Annotated in this window: 27 protein-coding genes and 1 tRNA gene; 13 read left to right on the top strand and 15 right to left on the bottom strand. The window is 31.6% G+C overall.

The annotated features are described in order from the left end of the window. Positions 1-4 precede the first annotated feature (4 nt). From Q0678_RS07895 to Q0678_RS07880, 4 genes are all read right to left on the bottom strand, one after another. Complete coding sequence (locus tag Q0678_RS07895; RefSeq protein ID WP_299056304.1) at positions 5-1,198, bottom strand: acetyl-CoA C-acyltransferase; 1,194 nt, start codon at positions 1,196-1,198, stop codon at positions 5-7. Positions 1,199-1,226: 28 nt separating this feature from the next. Beyond that, the gene (locus Q0678_RS07890; RefSeq protein WP_299056302.1) at positions 1,227-1,583 is read right to left on the bottom strand and encodes a four helix bundle protein; all 357 of its coding nucleotides are present in this window, start codon (positions 1,581-1,583) and stop codon (positions 1,227-1,229) included. Between the two features lie 120 nt (positions 1,584-1,703). Continuing rightward, positions 1,704-4,109 carry a 3-hydroxyacyl-CoA dehydrogenase/enoyl-CoA hydratase family protein gene (locus Q0678_RS07885; protein WP_299056299.1) on the bottom strand — a complete coding sequence of 802 codons (2,406 nt, stop codon included), beginning with the start codon at positions 4,107-4,109 and terminating at the stop codon, positions 1,704-1,706. 9 nt (positions 4,110-4,118) lie between these two features. Next, positions 4,119-4,586 (bottom strand): MarR family transcriptional regulator, encoded by a 468-nt coding sequence (locus Q0678_RS07880; RefSeq protein WP_299056296.1) that lies wholly within the window; start codon positions 4,584-4,586, stop codon positions 4,119-4,121. A gap of 175 nt (positions 4,587-4,761) precedes the next feature. Between Q0678_RS07880 and Q0678_RS07875 the strand changes: the two genes are divergently transcribed. The 7 genes from Q0678_RS07875 (at position 4,762) to Q0678_RS07845 (ending at position 10,498) form a co-directional block, all read left to right on the top strand. Then, on the top strand, positions 4,762-5,691 hold the full coding sequence (locus Q0678_RS07875; protein WP_299056292.1) for an ABC transporter ATP-binding protein: 930 nt from the start codon (positions 4,762-4,764) through the stop codon (positions 5,689-5,691). Between the two features lie 3 nt (positions 5,692-5,694). Further along, a complete protein-coding gene (locus tag Q0678_RS07870) occupies positions 5,695-7,020 on the top strand; it encodes an ABC transporter permease (RefSeq protein WP_299056290.1) in 1,326 nt (441 codons plus the stop codon). Between the two features lie 11 nt (positions 7,021-7,031). Then, positions 7,032-7,862, top strand: a complete 831-nt coding sequence (locus Q0678_RS07865) for a mechanosensitive ion channel domain-containing protein (protein ID WP_299056287.1) — start codon at positions 7,032-7,034, stop codon at positions 7,860-7,862. Between the two features lie 2 nt (positions 7,863-7,864). After that, positions 7,865-9,028, top strand: a complete 1,164-nt coding sequence (locus Q0678_RS07860) for a sigma-54 dependent transcriptional regulator (protein WP_299056284.1) — start codon at positions 7,865-7,867, stop codon at positions 9,026-9,028. 142 nt (positions 9,029-9,170) lie between these two features. Further along, complete coding sequence (locus Q0678_RS07855) at positions 9,171-9,812, top strand: peroxiredoxin (protein WP_299056281.1); 642 nt, start codon at positions 9,171-9,173, stop codon at positions 9,810-9,812. Between the two features lie 86 nt (positions 9,813-9,898). After that, the gene (locus Q0678_RS07850; protein WP_299056278.1) at positions 9,899-10,207 is read left to right on the top strand and encodes a co-chaperone YbbN; all 309 of its coding nucleotides are present in this window, start codon (positions 9,899-9,901) and stop codon (positions 10,205-10,207) included. Between the two features lie 33 nt (positions 10,208-10,240). Continuing rightward, positions 10,241-10,498 carry a hypothetical protein gene (locus tag Q0678_RS07845; RefSeq protein WP_299056275.1) on the top strand — a complete coding sequence of 86 codons (258 nt, stop codon included), beginning with the start codon at positions 10,241-10,243 and terminating at the stop codon, positions 10,496-10,498. A gap of 35 nt (positions 10,499-10,533) precedes the next feature. On the opposite strand, the gene Q0678_RS07840 is transcribed toward Q0678_RS07845, so the two are convergent. From Q0678_RS07840 to Q0678_RS07810, 7 genes are all read right to left on the bottom strand, one after another. Continuing rightward, entirely contained in the window at positions 10,534-11,307 is a 774-nt protein-coding gene (locus tag Q0678_RS07840) for an SGNH/GDSL hydrolase family protein (RefSeq protein WP_299056273.1), read from the bottom strand. Continuing rightward, on the bottom strand, positions 11,307-11,471 hold the full coding sequence (locus Q0678_RS07835) for a hypothetical protein (RefSeq protein ID WP_299056271.1): 165 nt from the start codon (positions 11,469-11,471) through the stop codon (positions 11,307-11,309). The genes Q0678_RS07840 and Q0678_RS07835 overlap by 1 nt, the downstream gene beginning before the upstream one ends. A 4-nt stretch (positions 11,472-11,475) precedes the next feature. Then, positions 11,476-12,150 (bottom strand): GNAT family N-acetyltransferase, encoded by a 675-nt coding sequence (locus tag Q0678_RS07830; protein ID WP_299056268.1) that lies wholly within the window; start codon positions 12,148-12,150, stop codon positions 11,476-11,478. 65 nt (positions 12,151-12,215) lie between these two features. After that, positions 12,216-13,826, bottom strand: coding sequence for a pyruvate dehydrogenase complex dihydrolipoamide acetyltransferase (locus tag Q0678_RS07825; protein ID WP_299056265.1), 1,611 nt, complete (start codon positions 13,824-13,826; stop codon positions 12,216-12,218). Positions 13,827-13,829: 3 nt separating this feature from the next. Then, entirely contained in the window at positions 13,830-14,819 is a 990-nt protein-coding gene (pdhA, locus tag Q0678_RS07820; RefSeq protein WP_299056262.1) for a pyruvate dehydrogenase (acetyl-transferring) E1 component subunit alpha, read from the bottom strand. Positions 14,820-14,946: 127 nt separating this feature from the next. Further along, entirely contained in the window at positions 14,947-15,618 is a 672-nt protein-coding gene (locus Q0678_RS07815) for a hypothetical protein (RefSeq protein ID WP_299056259.1), read from the bottom strand. Positions 15,619-15,693: 75 nt separating this feature from the next. Continuing rightward, the gene (locus Q0678_RS07810) at positions 15,694-16,362 is read right to left on the bottom strand and encodes a M15 family metallopeptidase (protein ID WP_299056256.1); all 669 of its coding nucleotides are present in this window, start codon (positions 16,360-16,362) and stop codon (positions 15,694-15,696) included. 98 nt (positions 16,363-16,460) lie between these two features. On the opposite strand from Q0678_RS07810, the gene ctlX reads away from it, so the two are divergent. Next, complete coding sequence (gene ctlX, locus Q0678_RS07805; protein ID WP_299056254.1) at positions 16,461-17,393, top strand: citrulline utilization hydrolase CtlX; 933 nt, start codon at positions 16,461-16,463, stop codon at positions 17,391-17,393. Here the strand turns inward: ctlX and Q0678_RS07800 are convergent, their stop codons facing one another. Beyond that, entirely contained in the window at positions 17,394-18,527 is a 1,134-nt protein-coding gene (locus Q0678_RS07800) for a T9SS type A sorting domain-containing protein (protein ID WP_299056252.1), read from the bottom strand. Further along, on the bottom strand, positions 18,520-20,169 hold the full coding sequence (gene pafA / locus Q0678_RS07795) for an alkaline phosphatase PafA (protein ID WP_299056249.1): 1,650 nt from the start codon (positions 20,167-20,169) through the stop codon (positions 18,520-18,522). Before pafA ends, Q0678_RS07800 begins: the two co-directional genes overlap by 8 nt. Positions 20,170-20,279: 110 nt before the next feature. Here pafA and Q0678_RS07790 point away from each other — a divergent pair, with 110 nt between their 5' ends. The 5 genes from Q0678_RS07790 to Q0678_RS07770 all read left to right on the top strand — a co-directional run bounded on the left by Q0678_RS07790 (position 20,280) and on the right by Q0678_RS07770 (position 24,252). Then, entirely contained in the window at positions 20,280-21,020 is a 741-nt protein-coding gene (locus tag Q0678_RS07790) for an ABC transporter permease (RefSeq protein WP_299056247.1), read from the top strand. 3 nt (positions 21,021-21,023) lie between these two features. After that, complete coding sequence (locus Q0678_RS07785) at positions 21,024-21,791, top strand: ABC transporter ATP-binding protein (protein ID WP_299056245.1); 768 nt, start codon at positions 21,024-21,026, stop codon at positions 21,789-21,791. 61 nt (positions 21,792-21,852) lie between these two features. Next, positions 21,853-21,925 (top strand) — tRNA-Lys (locus Q0678_RS07780). Between the two features lie 274 nt (positions 21,926-22,199). Next, positions 22,200-22,697, top strand: a complete 498-nt coding sequence (locus Q0678_RS07775) for a CIA30 family protein (protein WP_299056243.1) — start codon at positions 22,200-22,202, stop codon at positions 22,695-22,697. A gap of 61 nt (positions 22,698-22,758) precedes the next feature. Beyond that, on the top strand, positions 22,759-24,252 hold the full coding sequence (locus tag Q0678_RS07770; protein ID WP_299056241.1) for a DUF389 domain-containing protein: 1,494 nt from the start codon (positions 22,759-22,761) through the stop codon (positions 24,250-24,252). Positions 24,253-24,298: 46 nt separating this feature from the next. On the opposite strand, the gene Q0678_RS07765 is transcribed toward Q0678_RS07770, so the two are convergent. Both Q0678_RS07765 and Q0678_RS07760 read right to left on the bottom strand, forming a co-directional pair. After that, positions 24,299-24,895 carry a SprT-like domain-containing protein gene (locus Q0678_RS07765; RefSeq protein ID WP_299056239.1) on the bottom strand — a complete coding sequence of 199 codons (597 nt, stop codon included), beginning with the start codon at positions 24,893-24,895 and terminating at the stop codon, positions 24,299-24,301. Positions 24,896-24,908: 13 nt separating this feature from the next. Then, entirely contained in the window at positions 24,909-25,592 is a 684-nt protein-coding gene (locus Q0678_RS07760; protein WP_299056237.1) for an SDR family oxidoreductase, read from the bottom strand. Between the last annotated feature and the right edge of the window lie 43 nt (positions 25,593-25,635).

Below are 25,635 nucleotides of genomic sequence, written 5' to 3'. Positions count from 1 at the left end.
GTTCTTATTTTAAAAATTCAAATACACCTGCTGCACCCTGGCCTGTTCCTACACACATGGTAACCATTCCGTATTTGTTATTCATAGATCTTTTGCGCATTTCATCAAACAATTGCACAGATAATTTTGCACCTGTACAACCTAAAGGGTGCCCTAATGCAATGGCACCACCATTCACATTTACAATTTCTTGATTTAAGTTCAACTCTCTCATAACCGCCAAAGATTGTGATGCAAATGCTTCATTCAACTCAATCAATTCAATATCTTTTTGTTGCAATCCTGCTTGTTTTAATACTTTAGGAATTGCCGCAACAGGGCCAATTCCCATAATTCTTGGTTCTACACCAGCAGCAGCATAATTTACAACTCTTGCAATAGGTTCTATGTTTAATTCTTTCACCATTTCTTCACTCATAACCATTACAAAAGCTGCGCCATCACTCATTTGAGATGAGTTACCAGCAGTTACGCTTCCGTTTGCAGCAAATACCGGTCTTAGTTTATTTAATACTGCAGTAGAAGTGCCTGCTCTTGGACCTTCGTCTTTTGTTACTGTATATTTTCTTATGGCTTTTTTACCATTTTCATCCAAATAGGTTTCTTCAACATTTATAGGAACAATCTGATCTTGAAAACGGTTTTCTGCTTGCGCCTTTAATGCTTTCATATGAGAATTAAAGGCAAATTCATCTTGGTCTTCTCTAGAAATTTTAAATTGATTCGCAACTGCTTCTGCGGTATTTCCCATTCCCCAATAATAATCAGCATGCCCATCTTTAATGGTTTTATAATTTAATTCTGGTTTAAAACCAGTCATCGGAACCGAGCTCATGCTTTCTGCACCACCTGCAATAATACAACTTGCCATGCCTGCATTAATTTTAGCGGCAGCCATTGCGATGGTTTCTAACCCAGAAGAGCAAAACCTGTTGACAGTTACCCCTGGTACATCCACAGAATTTAAACCAATTAAAGAAATAAAACGTGCCATGTTTAGGCCTTGTGATCCTTCTGGCATTGCGTTTCCAACAATTACGTCGTCTATTCGTTTTACATCTAAATTTGGCAATTCCTTCATCATATGCTGAATGGTTTCTGCCCCTAATTCGTCTGCACGTTTAAAGCGAAAAACACCTTTTGGAGCTTTTGCTACTGCAGTTCTATATGCTTTTACGATGTAAGCTTGTTTGTTCATAATAGTATTAAGATTTTAGTATAAAGAATTAAGACTTGGTCAGTGATTTTTGAAGAGAGAAATTCATTCTCGTAACTTCAAGTATCTCATTAATAATAGGTCTTACAGTTTCTTCAGTAATTAGATTTAATCTTTTTGATAAATATAATTGAGTTAATAATTCATAAGAAGAACCATTTGCAATCCCTAAAAACTGCTTAAATTCTCCATTTGTATTTCTTCCAGCTCCTTCAGAAATATTAGAAGGTATGGAAACTGCACTTCTTCTTAGTTGAGATGTCAATCCATATTTTTCCTCTTTTGGAAAATTTTTAGAAGCTTGATAACATTTTTCAGTTATACTCATTGCTTTTTGCCATATTTTCAACTCTTCGAATCTGTGCATAATTTTTAAAAGTATTTACATTTTAGTATCAAGTATTAAGATTGTTCATTGGTATTAAGAACTAAGTACAAAATTTCATTTTCACAAAGATGATAAGTCTTAGTACCTTATACTAACTACTTAATTCCTCAATGGTTTCCCAGTTTTTAACATCGCTTGTATTCTTTCTAATGTTTTACGCTCTGTACAAAGACTTAAAAACGCTTCTCTTTCAATATCCAAAAGGTACTGTTCAGAAACCAAAGTAGGTTCAGATAAATCTCCACCTGCCATTACATAAGCCAACTTGTTCGCTATTTTTTTATCATGTTCAGAAATGTATTTAGAGTGTTCCATAGAGTCTGTGCCTACTAAAAACATTCCTAAAGCTTGTTTTCCTAAAACTTTTACATCTGTTCGTTTTGCAGGTTGCGTATAACCACTTTCTGCCATTAATTTAGCATGTGCTTTTGCAGTTGCAATTTGTCTGTCTTTATTAACAACAATTACATCTTTTCCTTTTTGAAGCAATCCTAAATCGAAGGCTTCATACCCAGAAGTAGAAACTTTTGCCATACCAATGGTTAAAAAGTGTTCTTGTAAAATATTTAATTCAACATCTCCTTTTCTAAAAGAATCTGATGCACGTAGCGCCATTTCTTTAGAGCCACCACCACCAGGAATAACACCAACACCAAATTCTACCAGCCCCATATATGTTTCTGCTGCGGCAACTACTTTGTCTGCATGCAAAGAAATTTCACAACCACCACCTAAAGCCATACCGTGAGGTGCAGAAATAGTTGGGATAGAAGAGTAGCGCATGCGCATCATGGTATCTTGAAAGTATTTAATGGCATAATTCAACTCATCATATTCTTGCTCTACAGCCATCATAAAAATCATACCGATATTAGCACCAACAGAAAAGTTAGCAGCCTGATTTCCTACTACAAGTCCTTGGTAATTTTTTTCAGCCAAATCGATTGCTTTATTAATACCTGCCAAAACATCACCACCAATGGTATTCATTTTAGATTGAAATTCTAGGTTTAGAATTCCGTCTCCGATATCTTCAATAACAACCCCAGCGTTTTTAAATACTTCATTCGATTTTCTGATGTTATCAAGTATGATAAATCCGTCTTGTCCTGGTTTTTTTACTTGTTTTTTAGAAGGAATGTCATAATAATAAGTAGCGCCTTCTTTTACAGTGTAAAAAGAAGTACCCCCAGCGGCTAACATTTCTGTTACCCAATCAGCAGGTGTTGCGCCTTCGGCTTTCATAATTTCAATTCCTTTTTCAATACCAACTGCATCCCAAATTTCAAAAGGACCATTTTCCCAGCCAAAACCAGCTTTCATGGCATCATCTATTTTATACAATTCATCAGAAATTTCTGGAATTCTATGCTGAACATATCCAAACATGGCAGCGAAGTTTTTTCTGTAAAACTCACCAGCTTTGTCTTTACCACCAACTAAAATTTTAAAACGATCAATTGGTTTGTCAATTGTTTTGGTCAATTCTAAGGTTGCAAATTTTGCTTTTTTAGAGGCACGATATTCTAAGGTGTCTAAATCTAAAGTTAGAATTTCTTTTTGTCCGTTTGCATTTACAGATTTTTTATAAAATCCTTGACCTGTTTTACTACCCAACCATTTGTTTTCCATCATGGTATTGATAAAGTCTGGTAATTTAAACAAATCATGCGCCTCATCATTAGGGCAGTTTTCATAAATACCATTGGCAACATGCACCAAGGTATCTAAACCAACCACATCTACAGTTCTAAAGGTGGCAGATTTTGGGCGTCCAATAACAGGTCCGGTTAATTTGTCTACTTCCTCAACAGTTAAACCCAATTCTTTTACTTGATGAAATAAAGATTGAATTCCGAATATTCCAATTCTATTCCCAATAAAAGCAGGAGTGTCTTTTGCTAGTACCGACGTTTTTCCTAAAAATTTTTCTCCGTAAGACATTAAGAAATCAGTAACTTCTGGCTTACAATTAGGACCCGGAACTACCTCGAATAATTTTAAATATCTAGGTGGATTAAAAAAGTGAGTAACTGCAAAATGCTGCTGAAAGTCTTCACTTCGTCCTTCATTCATAAATTTAATAGGGATACCAGAAGTATTTGAAGAAATAATGGTGCCCGGAGTTCTATATTTTTCTAATTTTTCGAAAACGAGTTTTTTAATGTCAAGTCTTTCAACTACAACCTCCATTATCCAATCTACATCGGCAACTTTTGCAATATCATCTTCTAAATTACCTGTAGTAATTCTACTTGCAAATTTTTGATTATAAATAGGAGACGGTTTCGACTTTAAAGATGCTGTTAAGGCATCATTAACCAGTCTGTTTCTAACAATTTTGTCTTCTAATGTAAGTCCTTTTGCTTTTTCTTTATCAGTTAATTCTCTAGGAATAATATCTAATAAAAGAACTTCTACGCCAATATTTGCAAAATGACAAGCAATGCCGCTTCCCATAATTCCTGAACCAATAATGGCTATTTTTTTTATTCTTCTAGTCATTTTTTTATATTATTTAAATGCTGCTTCTTTGTTTTTAATTTCTGCAAAAATTTCTTTTTCAGCTATTAGTTTATTAATTGTATCAGTTACTTTAAAAAAACCTGCTAGTTCTTTTTCAGAAACACTGTTTACAATTGTTTCGTTAAACTGAATAACGTGCCCTCTAGAGACTTCTCTCATTTTTTTGCCATAGTCTGTTAACTTTATAATAACACTTCTACCATCTTCGGGGTTTTTTTCTCTACAAATAGCTCCTTTATCTTCCATTGTTTTTAAAATGCGAGATAAACTTGTAGGTTCCATTCCCATTAAAGGCCCCAATGCCGTAGAAGGTGTGCCGTTTTCTTTGTCTATATTTAATAACACAAAACCTGTTGCCATTGTGCTATTTTGAGTAAGCGCTACCTCATTATACATTTTTGCAACTGCTTGCCATGTAGCTCTTAATTGATGATCTATAGATTTATTTTTCTTCATTGCATCAAATATATAAAATTTTATTATGCACGCATAGTAAATTGTAAAAAAATTATGCGTGCATAGTAAATTTAACAAAATTTTGATTTATTAATAATTCTTTTAAGCAGATTGTTTTATAAAAGCTTTAAGTTTGTTCTTGCAATAGCTTTTTTTTTAAAAGGAATTAATTACTATGAATAACTTATTAGAAATAAAAAACGTTACTAAAAAATACGGAGATTTTACTGCTTTAAATAACGTGTCATTAAATATCCCAAAAGGATCTGTTTATGGATTGTTGGGGCCAAATGGTGCAGGTAAAACGTCGTTAATAAGAATCATCAATCAGATAACAATGCCAGATACAGGCAGTGTTTTTTTAGATGGAGAAGTTTTAGCACCACATCATATAGAACAAATTGGCTACCTGCCAGAAGAAAGAGGTTTGTATAAATCGATGAAAGTAGGCGAGCAAGCTTTGTATTTAGCACAATTAAAAGGTTTAAGTAAGTCTGAGGCTAAAAAGCGTTTGAAGTACTGGTTCGAAAAATTTGATATTGCTGCTTGGTGGGACAAGAAAATAGAAGAATTGTCTAAAGGAATGGCGCAAAAAGTACAGTTTATTGTTACGGTCATGCACAACCCTAAATTATTAATTTTTGATGAGCCTTTTTCTGGGTTCGATCCTATTAATGCCCAATTAATTGCTAAAGAAATCTTACAATTAAGAGAGCAAGGTGCTACCATTATTTTTTCTACGCACAGAATGGAGTCTGTAGAAGAAATGTGCGATGAAATTGCATTGATAGATAAATCGAACAAGATCTTAGATGGCAAGTTAGATGATATTAAGCGTCAGTTTAAAACACATACTTTTCAAGTAGGTTTGCATACTAAAAATCAAACAGAGGTTTTGTCTAATTTGAAAGAAAATTTTGAGGTACAACCTGCAAATTTTAAATTGTTAAATGATAGCTTAACATTAAACGTAAAGTTAACCGCAGGTAATTCTGCTAATGATTTATTATCATTTTTAACCAGCAACGGAGAAGTACAGCATTTTGTTGAATTAATACCTAGCGCTAACGATATTTTTATTCAAGCAATACAAAAAAATAGCTAACAAATGAGTAAGTTAAGACTAATTATACAGCGAGAGTTTATCGCAAAGGTTCGAAATAAATCATTTATAATGATGACTTTTTTAAGTCCGTTATTAATGGTAGGTATGGGTGCATTGGTTTATTTTTTGATGCAAAAAAATGATGAGAAAGTTAAAAACATAGTTTATGTAGACAATTCTGGGTTGTTTTCTGAAGATGATTTTAAGAACACAAAAACAATTCATTATAAAGATTTTACAGCATTAGGGGTTACAGAAACTAAGAAAAAAGTAGAAGATGGAGATTATTACGGAGCGTTACTTATTCCGAAACAAGATAGTTTAGAAATTTTAGCAACATCGATAGAGTTTTATTCAAAAGAATCGCCAGGTATGTCGGTAATGAGTTCTTTAGAAAATAAAATTGAAAGCAAAATTAGAAATGAAAAGTTAACCAATTTTGGGTTTGATTTATCAAAAATAAAAGCCTCTAAAATTAAAACAGAAATTAAGATGTTTAATTTTTCTGGGGAACAATCATCAAAATTAATCAACGGTTTAAAAATTGGTGTTGGTGCAATTGCAGGGTATTTATTAATGATGTTTGTTATGATTTATGGTACTTCTGTGATGAGAAGTGTCATCGAAGAGAAAACCAGCAGAATAATAGAGATTATTGTATCTTCTGTAAAACCATTTCAATTAATGTTGGGTAAAATTTTAGGAAACGCCTCTGCGGGCTTACTACAATTTTTTATATGGGGCGCTATTCTTTTGTTGGTAACTACAGTTGCATCCTCTTTTTTTGGTGTTGATGTTGTAGAAATGCAATCTGCTAAAATACCAACAGACCAGCTAGAAACAGTAAAACAGGCTACAGAAGGTAATAAAGGACAATTGCTGGTTTTAGAAATTTTAAAACTACCAATTTTAAAAATATTTGTACTGTTTGTTTTTTATTTCTTAGGAGGTTTTATGTTGTATAGTTCTCTTTTTGCAGCTATTGGAGCTGCTGTAGATAATGAAACAGATACCCAGCAATTTATGTTTCCAATTATTGCACCTTTAATTTTGGGAGTTTATGTTGGTTTTGCTACGGTTATTAATGATCCGCATGGTTCTATAGCTGTTCTATTTTCACACATTCCGTTTACAAGCCCAATAGTTATGCTAATGAGAGTGCCATTTGGGGTCTCTTGGTATGAATTAGTTATTTCTATGGCATTGTTATTGGTAACTTTTGTATTTATGGTTTGGTTTGCTGCCAAAATTTATAGAATTGGTATCTTAATGTATGGTAAAAAACCGACTTACAAAGATTTATGGAAATGGTTAAAATTTAAAGGATAATAAACAATAAGATGGAAGAAATAAAGAATTTTTTAAATTACAAATTTGTTTTTAGTGATCAAGTAAATATAGAAGTTAAAACAATTATAGTAGTAATAATTGCACTTTTTGCAACCTCTATAGCTTTAAAAGTAACCCGAAAATTAGTAACTCGAAAATTACCTGAAGGAGATAAAGCAAAGTTTGTATCGGTTTTTAGTTATTTTAAATGGTTGGTGTATTTAATTATATTTTTATCAACCTTAAGCTCTGCAGGTGTAAATGTAACTGCAATTTTTGCAGCTTCTGCAGCACTGTTAATTGGTGTTGGTTTGGCTTTGCAAACTTTATTTCAAGATATTATATCGGGCATGTTTATATTAGTAGATCAATCTGTACATGTAGGCGATATTATTGAGTTAGAAGGTAAAGTGGGTAGAGTAGTAGAAATAAAATTAAGAACTACCAGAGCAGTAACAGTAGATAATAAAGTATTGGTAATACCCAATCATTTGTACTTAACCAATAGTTTGTATAATTGGACAGAAAACGGAATTGATACTCGCGAAAATGTTACCGTTGGTGTTGCTTATGGTAGTGATGTTCAATTGGTAAAAAAACTTTTATTGCAAGCAGCTACAGAACATCCAAAGGTGTCAGAAGAGCAGCCGCCAAATGTATTGTTTACCGATTTTGGTGATAGTTCTTTAAATTTTAAATTAGTATTTACCATCAATAATAGTTTTGAAGTACGTTTTACTCAGAGTGATATTCGTTTTCGAATAGATGAGTTATTCAGAGAGTATAAAGTTAGCATTCCTTTCCCTCAAAGAGATATTCATATCATTGATAAAAATAAATAAAGATGTCTAAAATATTAATCATAGAAGACGAAGCAGCGATAAGAAGGGTTTTAATTAAAATTATTTCTGAAGAAAATGAAACGTATAAAGTTGAAGAAGCAGAAGACGGTTTGTTGGGCATCGAAATGATAAAAAACAACGATTATGATTTAGTACTTTGTGATATAAAAATGCCTAAAATGGATGGTGTTGAGGTCTTAGAAAAAGCAAAAAAGATAAAGCCCGAGATTCCTTTTGTAATGATTTCTGGTCATGGAGATCTTGATACTGCTGTTAATACTATGCGTTTAGGTGCTTTTGATTATATTTCTAAACCACCAGATTTAAACCGACTTTTAAATACTGTTAGAAATGCTTTGGATACAAAAACGCTATTGGTAGAGAATAAGCGCTTGAAGAAAAAAGTAAGTAAAAATTACGAAATGATTGGTGATAGTGATGCTATTTCTTACATCAAACAAATTATAGAAAAAGTTGCCGCTACAGATGCAAGGGTTTTAATTACTGGGCCTAACGGTAGTGGTAAAGAGTTGGTTGCACATTGGTTGCATGAAAAATCTGAGCGCTCTAAAGCACCAATGATAGAGGTAAATTGTGCAGCAATCCCATCAGAATTAATAGAAAGCGAACTTTTTGGTCATGTAAAAGGTTCTTTTACAGGTGCAAATAAAGATAGAGCTGGTAAGTTTGAAGCTGCAAACGGAGGAACTATTTTTTTAGATGAAATAGGGGACATGAGTCTTTCTGCTCAAGCAAAAGTTTTACGAGCGTTGCAAGAAAGCAAAATATCTAGAGTAGGTTCTGATAAAGATATAAAGGTAAATGTAAGAGTTGTTGCAGCTACCAATAAAGATCTTCAATTAGAAATTAAAGAAGGAAGGTTTCGAGAAGATTTATACCATAGATTGGCTGTAATCTTAATAAAAGTTCCTGCATTAAATGATCGAAGAGAAGACATACCTTTGTTAATAGAACATTTTGCAAGTAAAATTACAAAAGAGCAAGGTGTTGCAGATAAAACGTTTTCTGAACAAGCGATTACCTTATTAAAAGCATACGATTGGACCGGTAATATTAGAGAATTAAGAAATGTAATTGAACGTTTAATTATATTAGGTGAAAATCAAGTTTCTGAAAAAGATGTAAAGTTATTTGTAAGTAAATAGTATAAATCTATTTTAATTTAGCTTAACTATAAATAAAGTTGATGTAAATATAAAAAGTTTACATCAACTTTTTTCATTTAAACTTAAGAACAAAATTATATTTGTATTAGAAAAAATATTAATCAATTTTAAAATAATAAAAATGGCAACAGCAGTAGGTAAAAAATTCCCAGATTTAAATGTAGACGCAATGAATGAAATGGGTGATACATTTAAATTAAATGTATTAGAAGAAGCAGTAAACAACAAAAAGAAAGTCTTATTGTTCTGGTATCCAAAAGATTTTACATTTGTGTGTCCTACAGAATTACACGCTTTTCAGGCAGCTTTAGCAGAATTCGAAAAAAGAAATACGATTGTAATTGGTGCTTCTTGTGATACTCCAGAAGTTCACTTTGCATGGTTAAGTACTTCTAAAGATAATGGAGGTATAGAAGGTGTAACATACCCAATTTTAGCAGATAGCAACAGAAACTTATCTTCTGTTTTAGGTATCTTAGATATTACAAACGAAACGTTTGACGAAGCTACACAAACAGTTCAGGTAGAAGGAGATAACGTAACTTACAGAGCTACGTATTTAATTGATGAAGAAGGTACTGTATTTCATGAAGGAATCAATCACATGCCAGTTGGTAGAAATGTAAATGAATTTTTACGTTTAATTGATGCTTATGCACACGTACAATCTCACGGAGAAGTATGTCCTGCAAACTGGGAAGAAGGTAAAGAAGCAATGTCTCCAGATGCAAAAGGAACAGCAGCTTATTTAGCAAAAAACTAATAATTAAAAATTATTAAGAACTACTGTGAAGCAGTTTGTTTTAATAACAAATTGTTTCACATTGTTCTAATCAAAAAAATAGGGTTATGGTTCAAGAATTAACTTCAGATAATTTACAAGAAATTGTAAACGAAAATAAAACAGTAATTGTACAATATTCTGCAACTTGGTGTGGTAACTGTAGAATTATGAAGCCAAAGTTTAAAAAATTGGCAACAGAAAATGAAAATACGACGTTTGTAATTGCAGATGCAGAAAAGTTTACTGAAAGTAGAAAGTTAGCAGATGTAAGTAATTTACCAACTTTTGCAACTTTTGTAGATGGTAAATTAGTAAACCAAACACAGACAAACAAGTTCGAGGTTTTAAAAGAATTGGTAAGCGAAGTTCTTTAATACTTCAATATTTAATCTTTAAATGCATAAAAAATGAAATTACCAGTAATAAAACATTTGACCAACTTTATAGAAGAAAATGATCAAGATTATCTTTTAGAAACTATAGAAACTTTAGAAGCATTAACAGAGGTTTCTTCATTAAAAGATGAGGAATTAGATGTTATTGGAGAACTAATTTCTAATATGTATGGTGCTCTTGAAGTAGATAAGATGGTAAAGGAAGGCACACCTCAAAAAGAAGCTTTAAATAACTTTATGAAACGTGTTTTAGGGTCTATTGATAAATAGATTTACAATATAAAATTCTAAAAATCCTAAGTATGTTACTTAGGATTTTTTTTTTTGCTTATAAAATCTGCCATCTCTATTCCCCAAACCTTGTAAGTAAACTCAGATGGATGCACACCATCGCTAAAATACATTGTAGAATTACTATCGGGTAGTTTGTGTCTTTTACTCCAAGTTTTTAGAGTGATATTTTCATCATTATAATAAACGTTTTCAAACGCTTTTACATCTTTTTTTAATTCTTTGCCAAGTATTTCTACTAAATTACCAATAACAAACTTTATAAGTTTTGTAAATGCAGGAAATTCTTTAATAGGTGGCATGTTTGTAAAGTATATTGGTGTTTCAGGGAATTTTAATTGTAGTAAATAAATTAAATTATTGATGTCTTTACTCCATTTTTTCGGAGTATTTAATGTGAAAGCATCATTTCCTCCAAGACCAATTACAATTATATCAGCGTTTTTTTCTTCAATTTTAGGAACAATTTTAGAACAGATTTGTTTCGCAGTATAACCACTTTTAGCATATACCCGCCAATTTATATTCTTTTGTAAATTTTTAGAAAGTTGTTTTGCCAAAGTACCTGTAAAACCATTTTTATGTTTTTCTACACCAACACCAGCAATGGTACTTTCTCCGATAGTTATTATTTCAAGTGTTTTTTCAAAATGATTATCTATAAAACCTTTCGGTTCAATTGCTTCTGGTAATTTTGGTGTTTTATGTCTGATTTTTTTACCCTGAAAATACATTATAGGTAATAATGGGATACACAGAATACAACCTAAAATATACTTGAAGTTCATTATTTTTTTTCGGAATCTTTATTTTCGTTTACTTTTTTTATGATGGCTTTCAAGCGCTCTTTATGTAGCTTTTTTTCTAACTTCACTTTGTTTATCTTTTGGCTCATCAATCTACTATGCTTTGCTTTGTTAGCTGTATTTTTAGCTTTTCCTTTTTTAGCCATATTATTATTTTTTTTTAAACAACCACCAATTCATATCTCTCGTTATTTTAAAACCTAAATTTTGATAAAGAGTAATTGCCGTATTTCCTTTATTGGTATGTAGTATTGGAAGTTTTTTTTCTTTTAAAATTTCTGATGTAACATAAGAAACTAACTGTTTTGCGTACCCTTTTCTCGTGTAATCTGGGTGAGTTACAACACCACTTATTTCTATAAAATGGTCGGTTTGCATTCTTTGACCAGTAATAGCCACTAGTTTATTATTTTTAAAGATACCATAATATGTGCCCATCTCAAAACCTCTCTTTTGATAAAACCCTGGCATAACCAACCAAATTAAATCATAAACTTCGTCAATATGTTTGTTTGTAAGTTGTACAATTTCTTCTGTAATAGCAATAGAAACATTATTTTCTAAAACCATTTGGTAACCATCAATTTTCTTTTCTAATAGAATTGTTTCAGAATTATATGTAGGAGTTTTGTGTTCACAAACCAGAAAAAACCTGTCTGCTAATTTAGCATATTCATCCAAAGCATTGCTTGTGTCATTCTCATTTTCAAAAGCACCAAAAATACATATTTCAGGATCGTAAAATTTTACACCCTGATAGTCTATTAAAAAATGTTGATGACTTTCTTTTAAAGATTGCCAAACAGGATTTTGTAATTTTTTCATCAAAAATAAAAATAAAAAAAACTCGCAAATAATGCGAGTTTTTAGGTAAGTTATTTTATTGAAAACTAAGCTAGCATTGTAACTGGGTTTTCTATAAATGTTTTTAACGTTTGTAAAAATTGTGCACCTACAGCACCGTCTACGGTTCTATGGTCGCAAGTTAACGTTAGTTTCATTGTGTTTCCAACAACTATTTCTCCGTTTTTAACTACTGGTTTTTGTACAATTGCACCAACAGATAAAATTGCTGAGTTTGGTTGGTTTATAATAGAATTAAAATTCTCAATACCAAACATTCCTAGGTTAGAAACCGTAAAAGTACTTCCTTGCATATCTGTAGGAGCTATTTTCTTGTTTCTTGCCTTGCCTGCTAAATCTCTTACACCAGCACCAATTTGAGTTAAACTTAATTGGTCTGTATGCTTGATTACTGGTACTAATAAACCGTCATCTACAGCTACAGCAACCCCAACATGTATGTGTTTATGGTAAATTGTATTGGTGTCTGTCCAAGATGTATTTACTTGCGGATGTTTCTTTAAAGCCATCGCACATGCCTTAACAACCATATCATTAAATGATACTTTTGTGTCTGGTATTGCATTGATAGTTTTTCTAGAACTCATTGCATTGTCCATATCAACTTCAACATTTAAACTGAAATCTGGCGCAGTAAATTTAGAGTTTCCTAAAGATTTTGCAATTGCTTTACGCATTTGCGAATTTTTAACTTCTTCAGAGCTTTCTTCTGTAGTATGTGTAACACTTACCGCATCCGAAGCTGCAACTTGAGTAGTTGCTTTCTGACTAGGAGTATAGTTTTCTACATCTTTTTTAATAATTCTTCCGTTTTCACCAGAACCATTAACATCAGACAAGTCAATTCCTTTATCAGAAGCTATTTTTTTAGCAAGAGGAGAAGCAAAAACACGACCATTATTAGTTGTATTTACTGTTTTTGTTGTTTCTGTAACTGTTTTACTTTCAACAGGTGTTGATGTTGATGTAGTTTCAGATGTTTTATCAGCAACTTCAGTTGTAGCAGCAACACCACCATTGGCTATCAATGCAGAAACATCTGTTCCAGCAGGGCCAATAATTGTAAGTAAACTATCTACAGGTGCAGTTTCACCCTCTTGAACACCAATGTATAATAAGGTACCTTCATAGAAACATTCAAACTCCATAGTGGCTTTATCCGTTTCAATTTCGGCTAACATATCTCCTTCTTCAACACTATCTCCAACTTTTTTCAACCATGTTGCCACGGTTCCATCAGTCATTGTATCGCTTAAACGAGGCATCATAATTACATGAACTCCTTCTGGTATTGCTGCAGAATCGTTTTTAGCAACAGCAACTTCTTCTTCAACGGCTGTTTCTTGTTGTACAGGCGCTTTTTCTGAAGCTCCGTTTAAAAGGGCAGAAATATCTTCTCCTTCTTCACCAATAATAGCAAGTAAAACATCAACAGGAGATGTTTCTCCTTCTTGAATACCGATGTGTAATAAAGTACCTTCATAGAAAGATTCAAATTCCATGGTTGCTTTATCGGTTTCAATTTCAGCTAAGATATCACCTTCTTCAATTTTATCACCAACACTTTTTAACCATTTTGCCACAACACCCTCTTCCATGGTGTCACTTAATCTTGGCATATTTATTATTGTAGCCATATTTTATTTTATAAAAGGATAATCTTCTTGTTCATAAACCATGTCATACATTTGCTGTACTTCTGGGTAAGGAGAATCTTCTGCAAATTGCTCACATTCTTTTACCATTGCCTTTACTTCTTTATCGATAACGGCAATTTCTTCTTCAGTAGCGTATTCTTTTTCTTTAATAACATCTAATACTTGTGTTATTGGATCGATTTTTTTGTACTCTTCTACTTCATCTTTTGTTCTGTAGTGTTGCGCATCAGACATAGAATGTCCTCTGTATCGATATGTTTTCATTTCTAAGAAAGTAGGGCCATCTCCACGTCTTGCTCTTTCTAGAGCCTCGTCTATAGCTTCTGCTACTTTAATAGGATTCATTGCATCTACAGGACCACAAGGCATTTCGTATCCTAAACCTAGTTTCCAGATATCTGTATGATTTGCTGTTCTTTCAACAGAAGTACCCATTGCATATCCGTTGTTTTCACAAATAAATATAACAGGTAATTTCCATAGCATTGCAAGGTTAAAGGCTTCGTGTAGAGAACCTTGTCTTGCTGCACCATCGCCAAAACAGGTTAATGTTACACCACCAGTGTTGTTGTATTTGTCTCCAAAAGCAAGACCAGCTCCTAAAGGAATTTGACCCCCAACAATACCATGACCACCATAAAAACGAAATTCTTTAGAAAATATATGCATAGAACCACCCATTCCTTTAGAGGTACCTGTAGCTTTACCATATAATTCTGCCATCACACGTTTTGGGTCTTCACCCATACCTATTGGTTGTACGTGGTTTCTGTAGGCTGTAATCATCTTGTCTTTTGTTAAATCCATCGCATGTAATGCGCCAGCTAAAATTGCTTCTTGACCATTGTATAAATGCAAGAAACCTCTAACTTTTTGTTGAATGTAAACAGAAGCTAATTTGTCTTCAAATTTTCGCCAAAAAAGCATGTCTTTGTACCAATCTAAATAGGTTTGTTTGGTGATTTTTTTCATTATTAAATGCTATTGATATGTTTTAAGAGGTTATATTATCTATTTAAATAACCTAACTACAAAAATAACTGTTTTAGGTAGAATAAAAAAACAAGTTTCGTTTAATTTGAAATAAATTGATATAATATTATCGGTCTTTAGCAATAATGATTGTTGCTTTGGCACCAGTTGCTAAATTCCATTCGTTAGATGATAATAACATACCAGCATCATTATATACTTTAAATGCCGCAGTGTTTGGTCCAGAGGTTCCTTGGTTTAGAGCTTTAAAAGCTATTTTGTTGAGTCCGATTTCGAGTGGAATATTAAATTTTTTATAGTGCTGTTCTAAGACAATATTAACAATTACAGGTATGTCATTTACAAAAACAGTAACTCTATCTCCGTCTGGATATTGAAAATCTCGGCAAATAATATTCACACTTTTAGAATCTGTTCTAAAACTACCTAGATCTTGGTCTATTTTTGGATATATATATTGACCATTTATTTTTTTAAATGCCTTTAAAAATTGTTCTTCACTAATTTTTTCTTTTGTTAAAATTCCTTTATTATTAAGTTTGTTTTCTGCTTGTTGCTTTTTTAGTTTTTCATTTTCTTTATCAAAAGCATTCTCAAAACCATTATTATCTTTAAAGTTTATAGATTTGGGTTTATTTACTTCTTTAGAATTGTTTAAAACAATTCCTTTAATTTTTCCATTTTTTTTGTTGCTATTGTTATTGTCTAACTGAGCCATTAGAGTAATTGAACTTAACAGAAAAAATGATAAAAGAATGTTTTTATTTTTTGATTTCATTGATATGTTTCTTTCTTAAGAATCTAGCAAATATAATGCCGATTGTAAAGAATGCTGTTTCTATTTTGTTAATTTTTATTCTACAGAAAAATTAAAATACCTATTCTTATAGGGTTCGTTTAAAAGTGTAAAGTGCCACCACTCTTTATTATAGGGTTTAAAGCCGTTATCAATCATTATTTTTCTTAATAAAAAACGGTTCTTTTTTTGAGCACTTGTAATGTTTTTATAGTAGGTATTAGATTCTTCGCCAAAAAAATCATAGTTACTTCCCATATCTAATTCTTTGCCAGTTTTTGTATCTACCAAAGTAACATCTATTGTACTGCCCCTAGAATGACCAGATTTTGTAGCAATATATCCTTCTCTAAATAAATGCTGTTTCGATATTTTAGGGTAATATTCTTGTTTTTGTAAAGTGTCTTCTGTTATTTTTGACCAGGCAACAAAATGATTAACAGCTTCTTGAGGTCTGTACGCGTCAAAAACTTTTAAGCTTAAATTGTCTTTTTGTATTTTATGCTGAATTTCTCTTAAAGCAATGGCTGTTTTCTTTGTCATGATAACACAGTTACTATGATAGCCATTAATAGGTTTTCCTATAAAATTATTAGTGCCTAAATAACGTAAATCTACTTGTATGCTTTTGTCTATATCACTTAAATAACTAAAATTGTTAGGTTTTTTTTGTGCAAAAGAGTTTATGAATAATAAACAAGTAATAGCTAAAATAGATTTTTTCATATGGTAAAATTACACAAAAGTTATCATTTATTTTTTTTGATTATTTTTTAATTGAATGGTTTAAAAATACACTAATTTTGTCTAAAATTAGTTTTTAAATGACCCAAACAACCAACACAATCTTAATGATTCGTCCTTTAAAATTTAGGATGAATGAGCAGACTGCCGTTAATAATTATTATCAAAAAGAAAAAGAACATTCACTTGAAGATACTATTCATTTAAAGGCTCAAAAAGAATTTGATGATTTTGTAGATAAACTTCGCAGTTTTGGTGTTCAGGTTGTTGTTGTTTCTGATACCAATGAGTTTGATACGCCTGACGCTCTTTTTCCAAACAATTGGGTTTCTTTTCATGCTAATGGTTCTGTTGCGTTATACCCAATGTTTGCAGAAAACAGACGTTTAGAACGTAGAGAAGATGTTTTAGAAGCTATAGAAAAAGAGGGTTTTATAATAGAAAACGTTGTCGATTATACCCAAGCCGAAGAAGAAGGATTTTTCTTAGAAGGTACTGGTAGTATGATTTTAGATAGAGAAAATAATAAAGCCTATTGTGCACTTTCTCCAAGAGCAGACGAAGAATTGTTTATAGAGTTTTGTGAAGATTTCGAGTATACTCCTGTTGTTTTTACTGCCAATCAAACAGTAAATAATAGTAGGCAACCAATTTATCATACCAATGTTATGATGTGTGTTGCAGAAACTTTTGCTATTATCTGTTTGTCTTCTATTGATGATAAAACTGAACGCAAAAATGTTTTAAAACATTTAAAAGAAGATGGTAAAAAAGTAATTGATATTACCGAAGATCAAGTAAGTAATTTTGCTGGTAACATGCTACAGGTTAAAGGTAAAGATGATGCTCGCTTTTTGGTAATGAGTCAAGCTGCTTTTGATAGTTTATCACAATCGCAAAAAGCACAAATTAACAATCATTGTAAAATTATTTCTAGTCCTTTAGATACTATAGAATTTTGTGGTGGTGGAAGTGCGCGTTGTATGATGGCAGAAGTTTTTTTATCAAAATAACTACAGCTTAATAATTTTTTTAAACATTGTAAGCGCATCTTTAAATACTATTTTTGCGTAGTAAATACCTTTGGTAAGTTTAGAGGTGTTTATTTTAGTTACTCCAAAATTTGAGGCAACAACTTCGCTAAGTGAATTGTAAATAACAATGCTCTCTATGTCCTTTTTTGTTGTAATTTGAAGATTATTTTTAATAGGATTAGTGATTTTTACAAATTTTAAAAAGTCGTCATTTAATGTAAGGGTTGATTGAGTATTGTCTTTAAATTCATATAGTTTTTGATTGAAATTATAGGATGTTCCGGCAATTGTAGTTGTAATTTTTTCTCTACTTATATAATATTTCCCTGTTTCCTGAATATTTGTTATTGCTTCTACTTGACTTCCTTGTCCTAAATTGTCTTCTAACGATATTTTATCAAATCCTGAAGAAAAAATAGCATCATCCAGAGTACTATTTGGAGCAATGAAAATTAAAAACGGAATTAAAGTGCTAGAATACCCTGTTAAAAAGAATCGATTGTTGGCAAATACACCGCCTGTAATTAACCCTTCTATATTAGCAGAACTAACTTTTATTGCTGTATGATTGCCTTGTTCAATCGGTATTTTATAAACATTGGTTTTAAAATCTTGCCAATTTTTGGTGAAAATTAATAAATGGTTTTTATAAGCAACTATAGCTTCTGCATCAAAATTAGAGGCGTTGGGTTGGCTCGAGAAATTGGTTTGATCTTCGTATGAGAAAGTTATAATTTCAGAATTTACAGCAGTGTTATTTTTAAATTCAGATTTTAAAATTTTATAAATTGCAAGATCGGTTCTATTGCCATTATTGTTCCCAATATCTGCAATATAGATGTGGTTTTCATCTTCAGTAATGTCTTCCCAATCGATATTAGTAGCATTGTTGATGGCAACTGTTCTTGTTAGATTGCCAGTTAAGCTGTCTAATTCATAAAGAGAGGCTTGTCCGCCGCTATCATTGTGAGTTATTATTTTTCCATCAAAAAACAATAAACCAGAAGTTTCATTTACAGTTTCAGGTAAATCAAATTTTTCTTTAAAGTTACTTACTTGTCCGTATAAAAAGTGACAAATTAAATAAACAAAAAGAAATAATAATTTATTCATTTTCCTTCTTTAAAACTTCATCAATTACAATGCCGTTGGTGCCGTTTGGCGCTTCAATTTTAAGTAAGTTGGCAATTGTAGGCGCTATATCTGTAATGTTGTATTTTTTGGTTGATTTTCCTTTTTTGATACCGTTACCGTAAAAGATAATAGGTACATGAGTGTCATAAGAATAGCCAGATCCATGGCTTGTACCTGTTCTGCCGCCATTTAAAGTAGCCGGATTCGGAATCATAAGAACGTCTCCAGATAATTTTTGATTGTATCCGTTTTGTAATGAATTTAAAATACCAGTTGTAAAATTTGTTGTTTGTAAAGTTCTTGCTGTAACAGCTTTGTAAATTTTATCAAAATAAACCACTTCATCAGCCAATTTTTGGGCAACAATATTGCGGTCTAAACCTAATGAATCTATCTTTTCTTTATTTAAAAAAATCTGATAGTTAGATACATTTTCAATCAAGCCAGAATTGTTAAAATATTTTTGAGTGGTTTTGTTTAGAAATTTTTTAAGTTCTTTTGTACTTAGATAGTGTGCTGGTATTTTTAATGATTGTAAATATGCAGGTACATGAACAGCAGCATGGTCTGCAGTTAAAAATAAAGTGTAATTATCTTTGCCAATTTGTTGGTCTAAAAAATTAAAAAAATCAGCCAAATCTTTGTCTAACCTTAAATAAGTGTCTTCTGTTTCTACCGCAGCTACTCCGTATTTATGACCTATGTAATCTGTTGCAGAAAAACTAACCGCTAAAAAATCGGTGTCTTCAGATTTTCCTAAATTTTCTCCTATAATGGCAGCTTTGGCAAAATCTACGGTATAAGTGTTTCCTGCAGGCACTGTTTTTAATAAGCTGTAATTTCCGTTTTTAGCTCTTAATTCTTTTAGATTTTTAGGAAAAGTTGGCGCTTCTTGCCCTTTTAATTTACCTTCAAAAACATTGTTGTCTGTTGTACTGTTTGTGTAGGTATTTATATCATATAATGTGTTCCAAGTAGTGTTTAAGTATTGGTTTGCATTGTTGTTTCTATTAAAATCTACAACCCAATTAGGCAATTTATCCATGTAAAAGGTACTAGTAATCCAAGTGTTTTGGTTGTTTCCATCATACCAATATGCGGCATTTGCAGTATGGCCAACAGGTAAAATTGCAGAACGATCCTTAATTGCAATTCCAATCATTTTTCCGCGCATGTTCTGTGCTAAATGCAGTTGATCTGTTATTGATGAAGTATACAATCTTTTTGGCGATTTTTGTCCGTTAAGAGCATCATTACCAACAGTTTTGTAGTTGGCGTCATCAACGCAATAAATCGATTTTTTTAAAAATTTATCATACCAATTGTTCGAAATAATACCATGTTCACTCGGTGTTGTACCTGCATAAATAGAGGTGTGGCCAACTGCCGTATAGGTTGGTATGTAGTTGTAATGAGCGTTTTCTAGAGAGAACCCATCATTTAAAATTCTATGAAAACCATCAGAACCATATCTTTTTGCATAGCGTGTTAAATAATCATAACGCATTTGGTCTATTACAATACCAACTACTAATTTTGGCTTTTTTTGCTGAGCAAGTAATGTAAAGTTGCTAAAAAAGAATGTAAAGCATATAAAAGTTAAAAGTATTTTAATTTTCATTGGTGTAGAATTTGGGTTCATACATCAAAAGTAATTATTTTTTATTTTGATTTCTTCAAATTAACACTCTATTAATGATATTTTAATACTTTTACATAAAATTAAAGTGAATGAATTACCTAGAACATATTGGTAAATATTTTATAATGTTGGGGCGTGTTTTTAAAAAACCACAACGAACAAAAGTTTTTTACAGTGCAATATTAAAAGAAATCGAAGATTTAGGTGTAAAATCTTTAGGGATTATTATGTTTATTTCTTTTTTTATTGGTGGTGTTATCGCCTTGCAGACAGCGTTAAATTTAGAGAGCCCATTTATACCAAAATCATTAATTGGTTTCGCTGCAAAACGTTCTATTATTTTAGAATTTGCACCTACTTTTTGTTCTATTATTTTAGCAGGTAAGGTAGGTTCTTATATTACGTCTAGTATTGGTACCATGCGTGTAACCGAACAAATAGATGCTTTAGAGGTAATGGGTATAAATTCTTTAAACCATTTGGTGTTGCCAAAAATTATAGCCACCGTATCTTTTTACCCATTTTTAATTTCTTTAGGAATGTTTTTAGGAATTTTAGGTGGTTGGGTTGCAGGCGTTCTATCTGGGTTGTTTTCTGGTATTGATTATATAGAGGGCATTCAAACAGATTTTAATCCGTTTTTATTAACCTATGCCATTATAAAAACATTAATTTTTGCTTTTATTATAGCAACTGTTCCTTCTTATCATGGTTATTATGTTAAAGGCGGTTCTATCGCTGTAGGTAGAGCAAGTACACAATCTGTTGTCTGGACGACCATTTTGATTGTAATTGCAAATTATTTTTTAACTCAAATGCTCTTAACCTAAACAATGATAGAAGTTACTAATTTACATAAAGGATTTGGAGATGTAAAAGTTTTAAAAGGGATAAATGCAACATTTCATCCTGGTAAAACAAGTTTAATAATAGGGCAAAGTGGCTCTGGTAAAACAGTTTTCTTAAAATCTTTGATAGGTTTGCATGAGCCAGAGCAAGGGTCTATTTCTTTTGATGGAAATATAAATACAGACTTTACAGAAAATCAAAAACAGCAATGGCGCCAAGAAATAGGTATGGTTTTTCAAGGTAGTGCATTGTTCGATTCTCAAACAGTAGAAGAAAACGTAATGTTTCCTTTAAAAATGTTTACGTCAAAATCTCAAGAAGAAATGTTGGCTAGGGTAAACGTTGTTTTAAAAAGAGTAAATCTAGAAAACTCGAACCATAAATTACCAGCAGAATTATCTGGAGGTATGCAAAAAAGAGTTGCCATTGCTAGAGCAATTGTTATGAATCCTAAATACTTGTTTTGTGATGAGCCAAACTCGGGTTTAGATCCGCAGACAGCCATTGTAATCGATAATTTAATTCAAGAAATTACAAAAGAATATAAAATTACAACCGTAATCAATACCCACGACATGAATTCTGTGATGGAAATTGGAGAAAAAATTATTTTTTTAAAAGAAGGTAAAAAAGCTTGGGAGGGGAGTAGTGAAGAGATATTTAAAACTGACAATGAGGTAGTTGTAGATTTTGTGTATTCATCTAATTTATTTAAAAAAGTAAGAGAAGCATATTTAAAAGAAACAAAGTAGAAAATAGATTTGTTTTTTCTAAAATAAAATATATATTTGCAGCCGCTTAAAACAAAACAATGACCTGGTAGCTCAGTTGGTAGAGCATCTCCCTTTTAAGGAGAGGGTCCTGGGTTCGAGCCCCAGCCCGGTCACTTTAAAAGCTTCACAAAATGTGAAGCTTTTTTTATTTTAAAGACGTTACAAAGTAAAAATAATCTCTTTTTGGGCGTTTCCCAATTATTTAAAAAAAAATAATTGCGTCAGGCTTTTTATTACAATCTTTTTGTTCATGCTTCTCAAAAAGGATTTTCATTACAATCCTTAACGCGAGTTTTGTTAGTTAATGAAACACTTTTAAATTTATCAAAAATCATATATTTGAATTACTTTATGAATCAATAAGTTAATAGTATATTTCTTTCTTTTATGAGCAATTTTAATACTACCATTTTCGATTTTAATAGTAAACCAGATATCTCTAGTTGGCGTGTTGTAAATGATAGCGTAATGGGAGGTGTCTCTGAAGGTAATTTTAAGACCAATGCAACCGATCATGGTGTTTTTTATGGCAAAGTATCTACACAAAATAATGGTGGCTTTTCATCTTTAAGATACCGGTTTTCATCCATAGAGATAAAAAACTTTACAGAAGTAGTTTTAAGAGTCAAAGGAGATGGAAAACAATATCAATTTAGGGTAAAAGATTCCTTAAAAAACAGCCATTCTTTCGTAGCTGTATTTCAAACCACCAATCAATGGCAAACTATTATTATCAAACTTTCAGATATGTATCCTGCTTTTAGAGGTAAAAAATTACAGATCAAAAATTTTTCATCAGCAGTAATCGAAGAAATTGCTTTTTTAATAGCAAATAAGAAAACAGAGGCTTTTAAATTAGAAATAGATAAACTTTATTTTCAATAATCTGTATAAGTCCTTTTTCATATGCGTTTTTTCGTATCTTTCACCCGATTAAATATTAATTATGGAAGAAGATATTAAAAAAGATAGTACCACAGATTCAACTTTAGAATCTAAACAGAATGTTCATGAAGATGCAGTAGGGCTTTTCGAAAGCTTGAAAATTTTTCTAACAGAGCTATTCGATTTTAGAGACGATACAGATCACGAAGCAACTGTAGAAGCTATTAAAGCAGATATTCCTTTTAAAGGAGCTACCGCTTGGATTCTTATTTTTGCTGTCTTTGTAGCTTCTATTGGGTTAAATGCAAACTCTACAGCAGTAGTAATTGGTGCCATGTTAATTTCGCCATTAATGGGACCAATTTTAGGTATTGGTATGTCTTTTGCGTTAAACGATATCGATACTTTTAAGAAGTCTTTAATTAACTTAAGCACCATGATTGTGTTAAGTTTATTGGCTTCTTTTGTCTATTTTTATTTTTTTCCGGGTGCAGACGAAGCAACCTCAGAACTTTTAGGAAGAACAAAACCCGATATTAGAGATGTTTTAATTGCCTTCTTTGGTGGTTTAGCATTAATGGTAGCAAGAACAAAAAAAGGAACTATTGCTTCTGTTATTTTTGGTGTTGCAATTGCAACAGCTTTAATGCCGCCTCTTTGTACGGCAGGTTTTGGTTTGGCAAAGTGGTTTTCTGGCGAACCTAAAGGCTTAGATTTTGCCTTGGGTGCCATGTTTTTATTTGTTATAAATACCATATTTATTGCCTTAGCAACCTTTATTGTATTAAAGTTTTTAAGGTTTCCGATGCATAAATATGCAAATGCGGCCAGAAGAAAACGTTTTTCAATTATTGCTACTATTTTAGGTGTTATTGTTATGATACCAGCAGTTTATACCTTTATAAATGCTTTAAATGAGAGTAAAATGACCTCTCAAGTAAATATTTTTATAAAACAAGAAGTAGAAACAATTAAGAATTTTCAGTTGATAGATCGTTCTTTTAGTCTTGAGGATAAAGTAATTAATTTAAGTTTCTTTAATGAAGTAACCGAAGGGGAAGAAAATATTTTAAATAATCAATTAGTAAATGATGTTAATTATGCTAACATTAAAGATTTTAAAATACAAATTAAAGGAAGTGATACCAAGAGTTTCGAATTGATTACTACTGCATACAAAGAAAAGAGAGAAGAGCTTCAAGAGAGTAAAAACATTATTTCTGGTTTGCAAAAGCAGATATCAGATTTACAAGAAACAATCTCATCTTTAAACAACAGAATAGAGCAAGATGCGTTAAATAAAAATCAAAAAGTAGTTGCGTTTAGTAGAATTGCTAAAGAAGCAAAAATTCGCTACAATGATATTCAGCAAATTGGTTTTGCAAGTGTTTTATCATCTAAAGATTTTATTGAAATAGATACCATACCGGTCGCTACTATTAAATGGAGTTTAAATGTACCAGATAGTGTTATTGTATCAAAAGAAAAACAGTTAAGAAACTGGCTTCAGAAAGAAATGAATTTAGATACACTCTTTATTAAAAGAGAAAAGTAATTGTAAAAAAGCTCCTGAAAAGGAGCTTTTTTTTTGCTAATAAGTTTTAATCGTTTGTGTATTTATGTACTTCTACATTTTGATTGAATAGATATACTTTATTATTCGTCATGTTTAGGCACTCAAATCTTGTTCTTCTTTTTTGGCCTTTTTTATAAATGATGTTTTTAAACTCAAAAAAGGAGTTTTCCGGAATTTCAAAAACAAATTTTTTACCTACACTAGCAGTATTTGCTCTTAGTGCTAAAGATAAATTTGCATCAGAATCTGTACTCGCTTTTGGGTTTTTTAAGTATTTAGCCAAGTAAGGCAACATTTCTATTGGGTAGATTTCTGGTCTTAAAAAAGGCAACATTAAATGTTGAAATACTGTTTTCCATTCTTTTCCATGCGGCTTTACACGTCCAAATTTTTGATGTGTTACATGATGCGCAATTTCATGAACCAGCGTTAATAAAAATTGGAATTTATTTAGATTGTTGTTTACTGTAATTTGAAATTTACCGTTTGGTAATTGCCTAAAATCGCCGTGTTTGGTTTCTCTTTGATTTACAATTTTAAGCGTAAAATGGTGCTCATTTAATAGAAATTCTATAAAAGGAATGGCTTTTAAAGGGACAAAATTTTGATAATCTGCGTTCAATTATAGCTTAATTTTAAGGGGTAGTAGAAGAGACTTGTAAAACTTTGCCGTTGTAAAATTTGTTACCTGTTAAAGAGAAATCGAAAATATAAGTTGCCATTTCGGTTGCAGAGGTTGGTGCTACATAGCCCGGAAACGCTTCTTCTAGCATTTCTGTTTGTACAGCTCCTAACGCCAAAACATTAAAGGCAATTTGTTGTTCTTTGTATTCTTCTGCTAATAATTCTGATAAGGTAATAACCGCCCCTTTTGCAGATGAATATGCTGCTAAACCAGGAAACTTCATGCTGCCCTGTATGCCACCCATAGAGCTAATTGTAACTACATGACTACCTTTTTGTAAAAACGGAATCATTAATTTGGTGATTTCTGCTACGGCAAAAACATTTACTTTATAAACTTCTAAAAAGTCATCCGAAGAAATTTCTGTAAACGGTTTGTTTACTAATTTACCAGCATTATTTATAAGAATATCTACTTTTTGCCATTCTTTTTTTACAAAAGAAGCTATTTTTTGTACATCTTCATTATTAGAAATATCTACCGATAATGTAGTTATGTTTTTATGATTTATTTTTTTTAACGGTGCTGTGTTTCTAGATACAGCTAGTACTTGGTGTCCGCTTTCTGCAAACTGTTGTGCGAGCTGAAAACCAATTCCTCTACTAGTACCGGTAATAACAATGTTTTTACTCATTTTTTGTTTTTAATATGTTTTATCTACTATAACAACAATAGCT

The sequence above is a fragment of the uncultured Polaribacter sp. genome (assembly GCF_947497125.1).
Taxonomy (GTDB): domain Bacteria; phylum Bacteroidota; class Bacteroidia; order Flavobacteriales; family Flavobacteriaceae; genus Polaribacter.
Note: the sequence above shows the minus strand (reverse complement) of the source record. Positions and strands in the feature narration are given on the sequence as shown.